The sequence below is a fragment of the Streptomyces sp. NPDC104226 genome, assembly GCF_055584085.1.
The window spans coordinates 1-15,311 of record NZ_JBVJMS010000014.1 but is presented as its reverse complement, the minus strand read 5'-3'; the positions used below and the strand labels follow the sequence as shown (position 1 = coordinate 15,311).

The 15,311-nt window shown below is 71.6% G+C and carries 12 protein-coding genes and 1 pseudogene; 6 read left to right on the top strand and 7 right to left on the bottom strand.

What is annotated here, in order from left to right:
- Positions 1-67 precede the first annotated feature (67 nt).
- Positions 68-1,855, bottom strand: coding sequence for a GspE/PulE family protein (locus tag ACZ60J_RS34560; protein ID WP_469688109.1), 1,788 nt, complete (start codon positions 1,853-1,855; stop codon positions 68-70).
- A 276-nt stretch (positions 1,856-2,131) separates the two neighbouring features.
- On the opposite strand from ACZ60J_RS34560, the gene ACZ60J_RS34555 reads away from it, so the two are divergent.
- The 3 genes from ACZ60J_RS34555 to ACZ60J_RS34545 all read left to right on the top strand — a co-directional run bounded on the left by ACZ60J_RS34555 (position 2,132) and on the right by ACZ60J_RS34545 (position 4,082).
- Positions 2,132-2,512 carry a type II secretion system protein gene (locus tag ACZ60J_RS34555; protein WP_469688107.1) on the top strand — a complete coding sequence of 127 codons (381 nt, stop codon included), beginning with the start codon at positions 2,132-2,134 and terminating at the stop codon, positions 2,510-2,512.
- 147 nt (positions 2,513-2,659) lie between these two features.
- Entirely contained in the window at positions 2,660-3,529 is an 870-nt protein-coding gene (locus tag ACZ60J_RS34550) for a prepilin peptidase (protein WP_469688106.1), read from the top strand.
- Positions 3,516-4,082, top strand: coding sequence for a PadR family transcriptional regulator (locus ACZ60J_RS34545; protein ID WP_469688104.1), 567 nt, complete (start codon positions 3,516-3,518; stop codon positions 4,080-4,082). Before ACZ60J_RS34550 ends, ACZ60J_RS34545 begins: the two co-directional genes overlap by 14 nt.
- Positions 4,083-4,185: 103 nt before the next feature.
- Here the strand turns inward: ACZ60J_RS34545 and ACZ60J_RS34540 are convergent, their stop codons facing one another.
- Together ACZ60J_RS34540 and ACZ60J_RS34535 are read right to left on the bottom strand one after the other, a co-directional pair.
- Positions 4,186-6,132, bottom strand: a complete 1,947-nt coding sequence (locus ACZ60J_RS34540; RefSeq protein WP_469688102.1) for an FG-GAP-like repeat-containing protein — start codon at positions 6,130-6,132, stop codon at positions 4,186-4,188.
- Between the two features lie 147 nt (positions 6,133-6,279).
- Positions 6,280-7,428, bottom strand: coding sequence for a type 2 periplasmic-binding domain-containing protein (locus ACZ60J_RS34535; RefSeq protein ID WP_469688101.1), 1,149 nt, complete (start codon positions 7,426-7,428; stop codon positions 6,280-6,282).
- A gap of 381 nt (positions 7,429-7,809) precedes the next feature.
- On the opposite strand from ACZ60J_RS34535, the gene ACZ60J_RS34530 reads away from it, so the two are divergent.
- The 3 genes from ACZ60J_RS34530 to ACZ60J_RS34520 all read left to right on the top strand — a co-directional run bounded on the left by ACZ60J_RS34530 (position 7,810) and on the right by ACZ60J_RS34520 (position 10,506).
- Positions 7,810-8,445 (top strand): hypothetical protein, encoded by a 636-nt coding sequence (locus tag ACZ60J_RS34530; protein WP_469688099.1) that lies wholly within the window; start codon positions 7,810-7,812, stop codon positions 8,443-8,445.
- Between the two features lie 95 nt (positions 8,446-8,540).
- Positions 8,541-10,127, top strand: coding sequence for a prepilin-type N-terminal cleavage/methylation domain-containing protein (locus ACZ60J_RS34525; protein ID WP_469688098.1), 1,587 nt, complete (start codon positions 8,541-8,543; stop codon positions 10,125-10,127).
- Between the two features lie 4 nt (positions 10,128-10,131).
- Complete coding sequence (locus tag ACZ60J_RS34520) at positions 10,132-10,506, top strand: excalibur calcium-binding domain-containing protein (protein ID WP_469688096.1); 375 nt, start codon at positions 10,132-10,134, stop codon at positions 10,504-10,506.
- Positions 10,507-10,581: 75 nt separating this feature from the next.
- Here the strand turns inward: ACZ60J_RS34520 and exaC are convergent, their stop codons facing one another.
- The 4 genes and pseudogenes from exaC to ACZ60J_RS34500 form a co-directional block, all read right to left on the bottom strand.
- Complete coding sequence (gene exaC, locus ACZ60J_RS34515; protein WP_469688094.1) at positions 10,582-12,105, bottom strand: acetaldehyde dehydrogenase ExaC; 1,524 nt, start codon at positions 12,103-12,105, stop codon at positions 10,582-10,584.
- 56 nt (positions 12,106-12,161) lie between these two features.
- A complete protein-coding gene (locus ACZ60J_RS34510; protein WP_469688092.1) occupies positions 12,162-13,541 on the bottom strand; it encodes a helix-turn-helix domain-containing protein in 1,380 nt (459 codons plus the stop codon).
- Positions 13,542-13,699: 158 nt separating this feature from the next.
- Complete coding sequence (locus tag ACZ60J_RS34505; protein ID WP_469688090.1) at positions 13,700-15,052, bottom strand: SWIM zinc finger family protein; 1,353 nt, start codon at positions 15,050-15,052, stop codon at positions 13,700-13,702.
- Between the two features lie 5 nt (positions 15,053-15,057).
- Positions 15,058-15,311, bottom strand: a pseudogene (locus tag ACZ60J_RS34500) (DEAD/DEAH box helicase); the annotation flags it as partial.

The window sequence follows — 15,311 nt, the reverse complement described above, 5'->3', positions numbered from 1 at the left end:
TCGGGTGGGTGCGCTTCGGGTCGGTGCCCGGCGTCCGGCGGGCCGGGCGCCGGGGCCGCCGGCCCCCCTAGGCCACGTACACGCTGGACATGATCTCGGCGATGGTCGTGACGCCCTCCTCCACCAGACGGACGCCGCCGTCCAGGAGGCTGTCCATGTGCTCCTCGCGGGCGGCCTTGCGCAGGCTGTTGACCGGGGCCTTCTCGACGAGCAGCCGCTTGATCGTGTCGCTCATCACGAGGAGCTCGAAGACGCCGATCCGCTCCTGGTAGCCGGTCCGGGAGCAGAAGTTGCAGCCCCGGCCCTGCCAGAACCCGGTGTCGGGCGATCCGCCGGCCTGGGCGAAGAAGGCCAGTTCGTCGACGCCCGGCTGGTAGGGCTCGCGGCACTGGTCGCAGATCCGGCGCACCAGGCGCTGGCTCACCACCCCGGCGACCGTGGAGGTGAGCAGGAACGGCTCGATGCCCATGTCCACGAACCGGTGCAGGGCGGAGCAGGCGTCCGCTGCGTGGATGGACGACAGCACGAAGTGGCCGGTGAGCGCGGACTCGACCGCGATCCGTGCCGTCTCGGCGTCCCGGATCTCGCCGACCAGGATCACGTCGGGGTCCTGCCGGAGGATCGAGCGCAGTCCGGTCGCGAAGGAGACGCCCGCCTGATCGTTGATCTGGATCTGGTTGACCGACGGGACCACGTACTCCACCGGATCCTCGATGGTGGTGATGTTGCGCTCGCTCTGGTTCAGCTCACCGAGCGTGGCGTACAGGGTGGTCGTCTTGCCGCTGCCCGTCGGTCCGCCGCAGGCGACCATGCCGTACGGGGAGCGCAGCAGGGAGGAGAACCGTTCGTAGGTCGCCGCGGGCATGCCGAGTTCGGCCAGCCGCAACAGGGTGCGGTTGCTGTCGAGCAGCCGCAGTACCGCCTTCTCGCCCCAGATGGTGGGGGTGGTCGCGACCCGGATGTCGACCGACCTGCCGTCGATCTCGGTGGCGATCTGACCGTCGAGCGGGCGCCGCCGGTCGACGATGTTCATGTTGGCCATGATCTTGATCCGGCTGACCACGGACGGGCCCATGTTCTCCGGCAGGCTCAAGACGTCGTGCAGCGCGCCGTCGATGCGGTACCGGACCCGGACCCGGTCGCCGTGCGGTTCGATGTGGATGTCCGAGGCCCGGTCGCGCAGGCCCTGGGTCAGCATGAGGTTGACCAGGTGGACGACCGGCGCGTCCTCGCTCACCACCCGGGAACCGGAGGTGGCTTCGCGGCCGGTCTCGGTCGCCTTGAAGGCCTCGACCAGGCTGCTGACCCCGGACAGCGCCCGGTAGGCGCTGTCGATCGAGCGCCGGATGTCCGCGGGAGCCGCGATCGCCAGCCGGACCTGGTCCGGCGCGACGGCCCGCCCGACCTCGTCGAGCACGCGCGGGTCGGCGGGGTCGCCCGCGGCGACCAGCAGCGTGCCCTCGGTCCGCCGCACCGCGACGACGCCCAGTGAGCGGGCCAGCGCCTCCGGCACCCGGGCGGCCGCCTCGGGATCCGGTTCGCTCTGGCGCAGGTCGGCGACCGGGACGCCGAGTTGCACCGCCAGCGCCTCGATCAGGGAGCGCTCGTCGACCATGCCGAGTTCCACCAGCAGGGCGCCGAGCCGCTTGCCCGACGCCGCCTGCTGCAGGAGGGCTTCCTCCACCTGCGCCGGGGTGAGCAGGCCGCGCTGCACGAGCAGTTCCCCGATGCGGGGGCCTTGCTGCCGCGGGGCCGGCGAGGGCGCCGGGTCCCCCGCTCCGTCGGGCAGGGTACCGACCTCGTCCGCGGGGTCTGTTGGGGCCGAGCGGCCCCGGAAGAGCCGGCGGTTCGCCACGGAACCCACCCCTTTCGTGCATCCAGGACAGCGGCCGGTCACTCGCCCCCCGAGGTCGCTCATTCGCCCGGAGCGCGTTCCATAGAACTGTCAGCCGCTGATTACTCGGATGCATGCTACAGCACGCCATCAGCCTGTCATCTGCCACCGCAATCAGCGGTTTTACCTGGATGGCTCCTCTTGTGGGGCTCCGGCTCGCTCAGTAGTCTGCTGCTGATTAATCAGGCTGTTACTAGTGCCCGGTTCTGCTGAACCGGTCGCCGTAGATGGAGAACGATGTCCACATACCTGCAAGGCAAGTTGCGCCGCCGGATGCGTGCGCAGAGCGAGACGACGGAGGCCGGCTTCACACTGATCGAGCTCCTCGTGGTCATCGTGATCCTCGGCATCCTGTCCGCCATCGTCGTGTTCTCCGTCAGCGGCATCAACGACAAGGGTCAGGGGACGGCCTGCAAGACGGACAAGGCCACGATCGAGACCGCGGAGGAGGCGTACTTCCTCACCGGCAACCGCGGCTACTACGCGAGCGTGGACGACCTGAAGAAGGACGGCTTCCTCTCGACCGTGTCCGCCTGGCACGAAGTCGAACTGCCGACGGACAAGAAGACGTTCAAGGTCATCCCGAAGAACGGCGTCACGACCTGCCCCGCCGCCTGACCCGGAGGCGCCCGCCGGGCCGGCCGGCGGCTCCACCGCCGGCCGGCCCGGTGCCTCCTGTTGGCTCCCTTCCCGCCTGAAACACCCCTTGAGAGGGTGGAAAGTGCTGGTAGCGGCTCATATGCCGGATACGGCACCATGTCCGCCATGTCAGCCATATTCGTCGTGATCATCGGCCTGTTGGGCCTCGCAGTCGGCTCGTTCCTCAACGTCGCCGTCTCGCGGGTTCCGGCAGGCCTTTCGGTCGTACGGCCCCGCTCCGCCTGCCCGCAGTGCGCCACGCCGATCGCGCCCCGGGACAACATCCCCGTCGTGTCATGGCTCCTGCTGGGCCGGCGCTGCCGCGCCTGCCGGGTTCCGATCCCCGCGCGCTACCCGCTCATGGAAGCGCTCACCGCGCTCCTGTTCGCCGCCGAGGCCCTGCGCTTCGGCTGGTCGGAAACGCTCCCGGCCGCACTCGTCTTCACCGCCGGACTGCTGGCCCTGGCCGCCTGCGATGCCGAACTCTTCCTGCTCCCGCGGCGGCTGGTCTACCCCACGCTCGGGCTCACCGCCGCCTGTCTGCTCGCCGCCACCGCGGCCACCGGCCAGTGGCAGAGGCTCGGCGTGACCGCGGCATGCGCAGTGGGCGCGTTCGCCCTCTTCTTCGCCCTGCACTGGATACGGCCGGCCTGGCTCGGCTTCGGCGACGTGCGCCTGGCGGGCCTGCTCGGCACCGGGCTGGGCTGGCTCGGCCCGTCCTACTTCGTCTTCGCGCTGCTGGCCGGCAGCGCCGCCGGCCTGCTGCTGGCCATCGGACTCATGGCGGCCGGGCGCGCGACCCGCCACACCCGCCTCCCCTTCGGCGTGTTCCTCGCCGCCGGAGCCATCGCGGCCCTCCTCGTGGGCGCCCCCGTCATCCACTGGTACGAGAGCGCGAGTGACCCGTACGCGATGAGTACGCCGCTCACGGGACATGCGGTCGGCATCGCAAATACCAGCGGCAATCCCTACGCTGGTCACCATGAAGGAACCTGATCTTGATCTGCCGCTGGCCGAGTGGATCGTGCTCGCGATCATGGCCGAACGCCCCAGCCACGGCTTCGCCATCGCGTCCCTCACCGCCGAGGGCGCGGAAATCGGCGAGTTCTGGTACATCTCGCGCCCCATGGTCTACCGGTCGATCACGCGGCTGGTCGAGCGCGGACTGATCACGCCGGTCGGTTCCGAGGAGGGCAACCGCGGACCGCAGCGCATGATCTACGCCGCCACCCGCTCCGCGAAGGCCGCGGTCAGCCGGTGGCTCGGTGAACCCGTGGCCCAGCTGTTCGACGTCCGCGCCGAGCTCACGTGCAAGCTCCTGCTGCTCCAGCGCCGCGCCGCCAGCCCCTCTCAGCTGGTCGAGCGCCAACGGGTCGTCATCGACGAGATCGAGGAGTCCCTGCGCGCCAAGGAGCACGTGGGTGACTACCTTCCCCGTGCGATCTACGCCTGGCGCCTGGAGCACGTCCGCGCCGCACGCCGCTTTCTCGACGCCGTCGACGTCGACGGCGACGTCGACTCGGTGCAGGCGGCGGTCACGACCGGGTGACGTCAACGGCCCCCACGATGCGCACGCGCAAGCGGGACGGGCCCGGTGATCGCATCATCGCGATCACCGGGCCCGTCCTGTACGTCTTTCGGGTCAGAGCTGCCTACGGCACCTCGACGACCGTCTCGCAGGAGCCGCCGGACACGATCGAGTCCGTGCCCGGGAGGGCCGCGCCGCCGTTGGCGTCACCGGCGCAGACGTCCGTGTCGCTGCCGCCGGAGAGGGTGTCGCTGCCGGCGCCGCCGACCACGGTGTCGTTGCCGGAGCCACCGGAGAGCGCGTCGTCGCCGGCCCCGCCCTTGACGACGTCGTTGCCGCTGCCGCCGCTGACGGCGTCGTTGCCGTCACCGGCGTCGACGTAGTCGTTGCCGCTGCCGGCCGCCACGGCGTCGTTGCCGCCGAACGTGCAGATGGTGTCGTTGCCGCCGTTGCCGGTGACCGCGTCGTTCCCGTTGCCGGTCACGATCACGTCCGAGGCGCCCGTGCCGTTGACGATCCCGTTGCCGGTGATCGTGGCGGCGAGACCGTTGCAGCCGGCCGCTACGTTGAGGGTCACGGTCGCGTTGTTCGAGTCGACGGTGCCGTCGGTCGCCTTGTAGGTGAAGCTGTCGCTTCCGACGTAGGCGCTCTCGGGCTGGTAGCTGAACGAACCGTCGGCGTTGAGCGTGAGGGTGCCGTGCGCCGGCCCGGTCACGAGAGCGGCCGTCAGCGTGTTGCCGTCGGGGTCCGTGTCGTTGCCGAGGACGCCGGGAGCGCCGACCACGAGCGGGGTGTCGGCCCCGACGTGGTTGTACGAGTCGTTCGCGGCCGTCGGCGTCCGGTTCGTCGCGTTGAGCAGCACGGAGGCGTCCTTGACGAAGGTCGCCGAGCCGTTGCTGTTGGCCGTGGCGACATCAGGGCGCCCGTCGCCGTCGAGGTCGGCGACCGCCGTGGCCTGCGGGTTGCTGCCGCCGTTCAGCCCGAAGGCCAGCGGGCTGCCGAACGCACCCGCACCGTCGCCCTCGAGCACCACGACCTCGTGCGAGCCGGCGCTGGAGGCGACCAGGTCGACGTGTCCGTCGCCGTTCAGGTCGGCCACCGAAGCGGAGCTGAGGTTCGCGCCAGCCGACAGGACGCTCGCGGCGGCGAAGCCGCCCGTGCCGTCGCCGAGCTGGACGGCGAGGCGGCCCGGGGTGCCGGGTGCCACGACGACGATGTCCTGCTTGCCGTCCTCGTTGACGTCGGCGAGCTTGACCTTCGACGGCAGCGTCGTGCCGGCGGAGACGTTCGACGCCGTGCCGAAGCCGCCGTTCCCGTCGCCCAGCAGGACGGAGAGGGTGCCGGTCGTGAGGTTCGCCGTGACGAGGTCCAGGTGGCCGTCGCCGTTCAGGTCGGCGGTGGCGATGGACTGCGGGCCGGTGCCGCCGTTCAGTCCGAACTGCGCCGCGGTGGCGAACGTACCGTCGCCGTTGCCGAGCACGACCGCGGCGTTGTTCGTGTTCGAGTTGGACGTGGCGAGGTCCTGCTTGCCGTCCTCGTCGAAGTCGCCCACGGTGACGCCGGTCGGGAAGCGCACGACGCACGGGTTGTCGCCCGTGGTGTCGCATCCGGGCGTCGGGTTGAGCTGCACCGCCGCTCCGGCGCCGAGCGCGCCCGAGCCGTCGCCGAGCCAGACCAGGGCGACGTTGCCGCGCGCGTCCTGGCTGATGACGTCCTTGTGGCCGTCGCCGTCGAGGTCGCGGATCTCCACCGAGCCGAGGAAGACGCTCGTCGAGGTCAGCGGCGCCGCGTACTTGGTCACGGCGCCGAAGGCGCCGCCGCCCGAACCGAGGAACACCCCGAGGCCCTCGGAGCGGATCGCCGTCACGAGGTCCGGCTTCCCGTCGTTGTCGAGATCGCCGATCGCGACGGCGGAGCTGCCGCGGCCGGTGTCGTCGAGGTTCGCCGCGGTGCCGAAGCCGGTCGTGTTGGCGCCGGCCGCCGAGGCCGGGGCGGCGGTGGCCATCACCGCGGTCGCCATCGCGAAGACGAGCGTCGGAACCCGAAGCCGCCGACGTGTGGATCTGTGCATGGGGGAGGACCCTCCTAAGGGTCTGCTGAAGGGAGATGCGTGCCGTCGGTGGACAGGGGTGCCGCCGACGGATGCCGCCGGGCCGGGACCGCCGGCGGGCGCCTTTCGCGCCCGGCCGACGGTCCGTTGCCCTGTGTTGCGGATCGGCTAGTAGCCGTAGGCGGCGAGGGTCCCCTGGATGGTGGAGTCGAAGTCCCAGTCGTTGTTGAACAGGTCGGTCCAGACGGCCGCCGCGCCGGCGTTTCCACCGGTCAGTGCCACGCCGTACTGCTCGATGTCTCCGTAGCCGGAGTACGCGCTCGGGTTGACCTCGGTCCACGTGTTGGGGTCATTGGTCGTGGTGCCGTTCAGCGAGCTCGACGTCCAGCTCACGTTCATGACGTTCGACTTCGCGACGAGGCCCAGCTGGGTGTTTCCGCCGGCGTTCGCCGTCACTGCGCCGCGCACCTGGCTGATGCCCGATTCCAGACGCACCTTGCACGCCGTGCCCGCGCTGTCGCACGCGCTTCCCCGGAACACGTTCTGGCCCGGACCGCTGTCGGTCCAGGTGAATCCCGCCTGCACCAGCGCCTGCTTGGACGCCGCGCCGAACGGCGCGGAAGCCGGGTCGGCGACCGCGATGCGGTTCGTGCTCGCGGCGCTGAGCCAGGTCAGCACCTGCGGGATCGTCGTGGGAGCGCCGGAGAGCGGAGTGGCGTCACAACGGGGCGACTGGGCCTTGCCGTTGCCGCTGCCGTTGACATCCGACCCGAATGCCAGCGGCGGGCTGCCGGCGTTGGACGGGTCGTCGCCCTTGGTCGAGCCCGCCCAGCTGCCGCTGCAGCTGTAGAGCGCCAGGCGTCCGACGGCGACGAGGTGCTTGCTGTCGATGTCGCCGTTGCACTCGACGCTACCGCTCGCCGTGCACGTGCCGCCGTCCGCCGTCGGGATGACCGCGTCCACGTTGGTTGCGTCCGCAGAGAGGAACGCGTCGATGTGCAGCGGTCCGTTGACGCAGTTGTTCGACGCGGCGGGGTTGCAGGTGGTGTAGGGACCGGCGCTCTTCAGCTGCTGGCGCAGGCTTCCCGAGGTGATGCCGCGCATCGTGGAGGTGTCGATCGCGGGCTTGTTCCAGAAGCCGCCGACCTGCGACGCGCCGTTCGCCGTGAACGGGGTGAACGACTTGAGTGTCGCGATGTAGCCCTTCATGTCCTTCAGGGCGGGGTACATGTTGTTTGCGACACCGACCTCCGCGTCGGTCGTCGCGGACGCCGCCGGGGCCGTGGCGGTGATCAGGGCCGTCGCGAGCGCACCCACCGCGAACGCCCTCCGGACCCGGTGCATCCCGGTTCTGGAAGCGCTCTGACCGTTTCGGGCGCGACTGAATCGCATTTGCATGTGCTACTCCTCATTGATCTGCTGGGCGGCGGCCGGCCGGACGGGTGCCGTACGGGTGGCATCAGGCAAATGCCGGAATCGCATGGGCATCTGCGAGGTTTCCGGCATGAACGTGCCGCACGCGCCTAGATGGTGCTCATGCGGAGCCTCAGTAGTCAATCGTTGACAACCGCGCGTGCTGTGGATGTAATGCACGTATCAAAACTGCAACTGGCCTGGTGGGCGCGTGTGTCCTCGGACTGCTGCAGGACGCGGGAAAGAAACGAGCGGCACGATGGGCAGAGGCATGGAATGGCAGTGTTGAGCAGGCTCACGCGCTCGCGCGCGATCAAGCGGGGCGTCCTGGTCCTCGCGGTGGCCGCAGCGGTACTGGGCGTGGTGATGTTCGTACGCGGCGGATCGGAGAGCGGAGCCCAGGCGCAGAGGCCCGAGCGCGAGTGGTGCACACCGGGCACCCCGCGCACCGTCCTCTGCCCGAACGGCAAGACGTTCGACGCCAAGGAGTTCGCCACGCACGGCGACGCCTTCGACTGCATCAACTTCGCCAACCAGGCCGACGCCCAGGCCGTGTTGCGGGCCGATCCCACCGACCCGAACCAACTGGACGACGGCGGCGGTGTCGCCTGCCGCGGACTGTCTGAACCGCGCGACACCGAAGCCGTCCCCCAGAGCGCGCAGAAGTTCACGTGCACTCCGGGTGACTTCCGCAGCGCGCTCTGCCCGCAGCCGGACCGGGCCTTCGAGGCCCGCTACTTCCTGCGCTACGGCAACGACGCCTACGACTGCGCGGACTTCGCCAGCCAGGCGGACGCGCAGGCCGTCTTGCGTTTCGCACCGACCGACCCGAACCGCCTCGACGGCGGGAAGAAGGGCATCGCGTGCCCGGACCTGCCGGAACCCAAGGACGTCAAGCCCGTGCGACGGGGAACTCCGTGACGCGGCAGCGGCCCGCGCGCGTGCCCGGGCCGGACGAGACCCATCGATTGAAGGAAAGCCCCACTCCCATGACACCGGACCCTCGCCTGTTCCCCTTGCGCACCAGACGCCAGGACGGCTTCACGCTCATCGAGTTGCTCGTGGTCATCGTGATCCTCGGCGTTCTCGCGGCCATCGTGGTGTTCTCCGTCAGGGGCATCGGGGACAAGGGTCGCGGGAGCGCGGTCGCCGCGGACGCGGCCACCCTGCGCACGGCGGAGGAGGCCTACTGCGCCAAGAACGGGCGCTACGCGACGATCGACGAACTCAAGGACGCCAAGCTGATCACCGGCGAACCGGTCTACAACACGGTGGCGGTCGGCCAGGAGAACAAGTGCGGTCAGGGCCCGCAGTCTTCGTACGTGGTGTACGAGAACTCGCCGATGGAGCGCACGGGTGACCAGGTCAAGGTGGGCGGGAACCCGGTCGACCTCGCGGTCGACGAGAAGGCCGACCGCGTGTACGTCGTGTCCAACGACCCCACGGGCGTCGTGACCGTGATCGACGGCAAGACCGACAAGCCGATCGGCGCGCCGATCGACGTGTCCGCCGCCGCACCGTCGCCGACCCGGATCGCGGTCAACTCCGGCACGGGACAGGTCTACGTCGGGGGCGTCAACGGCGTCGCGATCATCGACACGACCAAGGGCAACCAGGTGACCCGCGTCGACTTCCCCGCGACCGTGAGCGCTCTGGGCGTCTCTCCCGACAACGGCGACGTCTATGTGGGCGGCGGTTCGGTGAGCGCCTCGAAGGTCGGCTACATCGCGGCCGGCGGCACCGCTGCGACGATGATCCCGCTGCCCGCCGCGGGGATCGCGGCCGCGGTCAGCGGTATGGACTTCTCCTTCGACGCCGCGCGCCACGAGGTGTACTTCGCGAAGCAGGTCACCAATGCCGCCTCAGGCTCCGGGCTCGGCCTCTTCGCCGTCTCCACGCAGACCCACCAGGCGCGCATCGCCGCGGAACTCCCGACGAAGATGGGCTGCGGCAGCACCAGTGTCACCGGGCACTTCATGCTCGGCTCCGTTCGCGGTGTGACCGCCGTCGATCCGACCCGTGGCCTCGTCTACCTGCTCGCCAGCAAGTGCGTCGAGTCTCCCACGAGCAACACCGGTGTGAAGACGGTCGCCTCGACGGTCGTCGTCAACCCCGGCGACGGCAGCTACACAGCGCTCGACGAGATGCCGCTGTCGGGGACCGAGGCGAATCCCGGGCACATTGCGGTGGTCTACAACCCGGCGGCCGCGTCCGTCTACGTCTTCTCCACGGGCGGCCCGAAGACACCGGGCTGCGGAACCTCCGGAGGCCGCATCACCCGGATCGAAGGCGCGACGTTCAAGGGGCTGGCACCGGCCTGCGCCAATTCGGGTGTCGCCACGAACCCGGCGCACAAGCTCACCGTGCTGAAGAACGTCAACAAGGTCTTCGTCGCGCAACTCCTCACCAAGGACGACAAGGGCCGAATCCTGTCACCGGGCGGTCTCGGAGTGACCGACGGCACCACACTGCTCCAGCAGGCTCCGCTCGGCACGAGCGGCCAGTTCGGCTCGATGGCCGTGAACAACACCACGGGGAAGCTGTACGCCGTCAACCCGGAGGCGGCCCAGGTCTCGGTGTTCCGGGACGGACAGGGAGCATAGGGCCGTGCCGGAGCAGTCATACACCATGGGCCGGCGACCGGGTCGCCGTGCCGGCCTCGCGGCCGCGGCGGTCGGCGTGATCGCGGCGCTCACGCTCACCGCGTGCGCGGGCGGGGACACCATGCAGCACACGTTCGACGTGGCCCCGTACGTCAAGAAGGGGCACGTGGCCGACTGCGACGCGTTCGCGAGCCAGGCCGACGCCCAGGCGGTGCTGCGCGCAGACGCCCTCGACCCCAACGAACTGGACCGGGACGGCGACGGCATCGCATGCCCGGACCTCCCCGGGCCGAAGGACAAGAAGCCCGTCCACCGCGACTACGCGACCGATCTGGACGGTGCGCCCATCAGCGCGCCGGAAGATCCCTTGCAGCCGTAGCAGCAGCGGAAGCAGCCACGCGCAGCCCGGTGCCCGACCTGTCGTCCGTACAGGTCGGGCACCGGGCTCAGCCGTCTAGAAGAAGCCGAGCTTCTTGGGGGAGTAGCTGACCAGCAGGTTCTTCGTCTGCTGGTAGTGCTCCAGCATCATCTTGTGGGTCTCCCGGCCGATGCCCGACTGCTTGTAGCCGCCGAAGGCCGCGTGCGCCGGGTAGGCGTGGTAGCAGTTCGTCCAGACGCGGCCCGCCTGGATCGCGCGGCCCGCGCGGTAGGCCGTGTTGATGTCGCGGGTCCAGACGCCGGCGCCCAGGCCGTACGCCGTGTCGTTCGCGATGCGCAGCGCGTCGTCGAAGTCCTGGAACGAGGTCACCGACACGACCGGGCCGAAGATCTCCTCCTGGAAGATCCGCATGCGGTTGTCGCCCTCGAAGATGGTCGGCTGGACGTAGAAGCCGCCCGCCAGTTCGCCGCCGTGGTCGATGCGCCCGCCGCCGGTCAGGATCTTCGCGCCCTCCTGCTGGCCGATCTCCACATACGACAGGACCTTCTTCAGCTGCTCCGCCGAGGCCTGCGCGCCGATCATCGTGTCGGTGTCCAACGGATGCCCCGGCACGATCCGTTCGGTGCGGGCCACGGCCGCGTCGAGGAAGTCCCCGTAGCGGCCGCGCTCGATCAGGGCGCGCGACGGGCTGGTGCACACCTCGCCCTGGTTGAGGGCGAACATCGTGAACCCTTCGAGGGCCTTGTCCCGCAGGTCGTCGTCGGCGGTCCAGATGTCGTCGAAGAAGAGGTTGGGGCTCTTCCCGCCCAACTCCAGGGTGACCGGCTTGAGGTGCTCCGCCGCGTACTGCAGGATCAGCCGCCCGGTGGACGTCTCCCCGGTGAAGGCCACCTTCGCGACGCGCGGGCTGGACGCGAGCGGTTTGCCGGCCTCCTCGCCGAAGCCGTTGACGATGTTCACCACGCCCGGCGGCAGCAGGTCCGCGATCAGGCTCATCAGGTAGTGCACCGACACCGGGGTCTGCTCGGCCGGTTTCAGCACCACCGTGTTGCCCGCGGCCAGGGCCGGCGCCAGCTTCCACACCGCCATCAGGATGGGGAAGTTCCACGGGATGATCTGGGCGACCACCCCCAGCGGCTCGTGGAAGTGATAGGCCACCGTGTCCTCGTCGATCTGGCTGAGGGTCCCCTCCTGGGCGCGCAGCGCGCCCGCGAAGTAGCGGAACTGGTCGACGGCGAGCGGCAGGTCGGCGGCCAGGGTCTCGCGGATCGGCTTGCCGTTCTCCCAGGTCTCCGCGACCGCGAGCGCTTCCAGGTTCTGCTCCATCCGGTCGGCGATGCGCAGGAGGATCGTGGACCGCTCGGTGATCGAGGTACGCCCCCACGCGGGCGCCGCGGCGTGCGCCGCGTCCAGGGCGCGCTCGACGTCCTCGGCCGTACCGCGCGCGACCTCGGTGAACGTCTCACCGGTCACGGGGGAGGGGTTGGCGAAGTACCGCCCGCGGGCCGGCTCGACGTACTCGCCGCCGATGAAGTGGCCGTAGCGCGACGCGTACGACATGAGCGCGCCTTCGGTACCGGGCGCAGCGTAACGGGCCATGGAAGGACCTCCCCTTGCCGGGCGCCGGCCGCCGTCGGCCGGTGCTCGCCGTGAGGCTAGGGGCGGGCAGGTTGCCGGTACGTTGCACGGCCGCGCGGGGTACGGGCCGCGGACGGCGGTGCGGTGGCCGTCCGTTCCGGCGCGGCGCGGCCCCGCCGCTCGCCCGGCACGTCCTGCGGGGGTACGCCGAGTTCCGCGTCGATGGCCCGTACGCGGGCCAGTGCGGCCGTCCGGCCCGCAGCCGGGAGTACGGCGGCCAGGGCCCGCCAGACGTCGGCGTCCTCCGCGCCCCACGGGCTGGACACCCAGTCGGTCAGCAGCCCCGGGTCGGCCCGCGCGATCACGGCGGCCCGGGCCTGCTCCTCGATGCGGCGCCGGAGCCGGACGATTCCGGGCGCCGTGGACGCGGGCAGCAGCGGCCCCGGGCAGCGGGCCAGCGCCGCCGATACGGCGCCGGAGGCCAGGTGGCGGGTGACGGCGGTGAAGTCGGCCTCCAGCGGTGCGGCCGTGCGGTAGGGGCGGGAGAGCAGGGTACGGGGCCCCAACAGACCGCGCAGCCGCGACATTTCGGCGCGCAGGGTGACCGGTGACACCGACTCGTCCTCGTACAGGGCGATCGCCAGTTCCTCCCCCGACAAGCCCTCCGGGTGGTGCGCGAGCAGCGCCATGATCTCGCTGTGCCGCCGCCCGAGCCGGACCTCACGGCCGCCCGGGCCGGTCAGCAGCGCCTCGTCGCGGCCGAGCGCGGCGAGGAAGCCGCCGGAGGGCAGCGGCGCCGGATCGAGCAGCGCGAGCCGGGCCTCCGCCGCGCACGCCACCGCCCGCACGAAGGCGAGGGAGTGCGGATGGGCCAGCCAGTCGCCCCCGGTGACGTCGACGGCGCCGAGCAGCCTTCCGGTGCGCGGATCGCGGACCGGAGCCGCCGCACAGGTCCACGGGTGCACCCGGCGGCTGAAGTGCTCGGCGCCGAAGACCTGGACCGGCTCCCCGACCGCCACCGCCGTGCCGGGGGCGTTGGTGCCCATCGCCGTCTCCGCCCAATGGGCGCCCGGCACGAAGCCGAGGCCCTCCGCGCGCCGCATCGTGGCGGGTTCGCCCTCCACCCAGAGCAGGCTGCCCCGCGCATCGCACACCGCCAGCAGATGGGCCCCGTCCGAGGCGAAGGCGCCCACCAGGTCCCGGAACAGCGGGAGCACCCTGGCCAGGGGGTGCTGCTCCCGGTACGACCGCAGTTCCGCCCCGGCCAGCTCCACCCGGGGCGTGCACTCCGGGCTGACCCGGGCCCGGGCGCAGCGGTGCCAGGACCTCGCGATGACCGCCCGCACCGGGGCCTCGAGCCGCCCGTCCTGGGTGAACGCGGCGTGCGCCCGCCGCAGTTCCCGCGTCCGCTCGACGGGGTCGGCCCCGCCCGGCAGAGCCACCGAAGGATCGTCCATGTCGCCCTCTCGCGGTGCCTTGGTACCCGGAGCGCCCCATCGTCGTACCGGCCCGACGCCCCGGCAAGCGGTACGTCGGCCAGTGCGGGGACCGGGTCGGCCGGTCCCCGCCGGTGCGCCCCGGGCCTCCTCCCCGGCGCCGGGTCCTCCTGGTCCCCCTAGGCCTCCGGGTCCTCCGGGTCCAGCGCGGCCAGCGCCGCCGCCGGGTCCGTGGACGGCGGGCCCGCCGGGAGCCACTGGTCCGCGACCCGGCGGTACGGCCACCAGCGGCCCTCGCGGCCCAGCCGGAGCTGGCGGTCACCGCCCGGCTCCGTCCAGCGGGACCGGATCCGGCGGAGCACCGGGGCGGGGGCGCCGGCGTCCGCGTCCACCCCGTCCGCCCCGTCGGGCCAGGCCCACGCGAGGGCGGCCCGGGCCCGGGCGAGCGACGCCCGGTCCGGAGTCCAGTCCTCCTCCAGCACCTCGACGGCCTGTGCCCCGCCGAAGCCCCAGGCGAGTACGGCCCGGTCCATGGCGGCCCGGTCCCTGTCGGAAGCCGCCGACAGGCGGGAGCGGACCCGAAGGTCGTGGGCCTGTGCCGTGAGCCGTACGGCGTCGTGCCCGGGCGTGGGACCGGGCTGCGGGGCGCGCTCCGCGTGGGCCGGAGCGAGTGCTTCCGCGAGCAGCCGGTAGGCCTCCGTCGCGGCCGCCTGCGCCAGGAACTCCACCCCGTCCACGTCCAGGCCCGGCGGCTGCGTCCCCGACTCCGTGTCCAGCGTCGGAGGCTGGCCCGGCGCCTCCGGCAGCGCCGCGGGCGGGGGCAGCGGGGGCAGGGCGGACGCAGCGGCGTACGCCTCGGAGGCGAGGACTCCGGGGACACCCGAGTCGTCGGCCCCGCCCGCGGAATCCGGGGATCCCGTCTCCGCCTCCGCCGTGCTGCGCTCCTCCAGCTCGGCCACCAGACCGGCCTCCGCCCGCCCGCGCAGCAGCAACAGCACGAAGGGGTCCTGGTCCAGCAGCCGCGCCACCTGGTAGCAGAGCGCCGCCGTGTGCGGGCAGTGGTCCCACTCCTCGCAGTCGCAGCGCGGGTCGAGGTCGCCGATCCCGGGCAGCAGCTCCACCCCGGCCGCCGCCGCGTCCTCCACGAGCTCCGGCGGCACCTCCCGGTCGAGCAGCGCCGCGATGTGGCCGGACTCGGCGGCCGCCATGCCGAGCAGCCGGTCCCATTGCGCTTCCGTGAACTCCTGCACCAGCACGTCCGTCCGGTGCGCCGTCCCGTCCGGATCGCGCACCACGGCCGTCAGCCCGCCCGGCCGTACGGACACGGCCCCGACGGCGCCCGAACGCGCGTACCGCCGACCCTGCTTGACCTGCCGGCCGTCGAGTGCGCTGTCCTCCAGGGCGCGCAGCCAGGCGTGGCCCCACCAGGTGCCGGCGAAGGCGCGGCCCGGGGCGGGAGGCAGGGGCGGGAAGGTCTTCTCGTACGGGTCCTTCGCGTACCGGTCCTTCGCGTACGGGTCCTTCGCGTTCATCCGTGTCACTCCCCGGAGGCGGTCGGGCGGAGCGCGACCAGTTCGGCCAGCTCCGCATCGCTCAGTTCGGTCAGCGCGGCCTCGCCTCCCGCAAGGACGGCGTCGGCCAGGGCCCTTTTGCGTTCGAGGAGTTCGGCGATCCGGTCCTCGACGGTGCCTTCGGTGATGATGCGGTGGACCTGGACGGGCTGGGTCTGGCCGATGCGGTAGGCGCGGTCGGTGGCCTGTTCCTCGACGGCGGGGTTCCACCAGCGGTCGT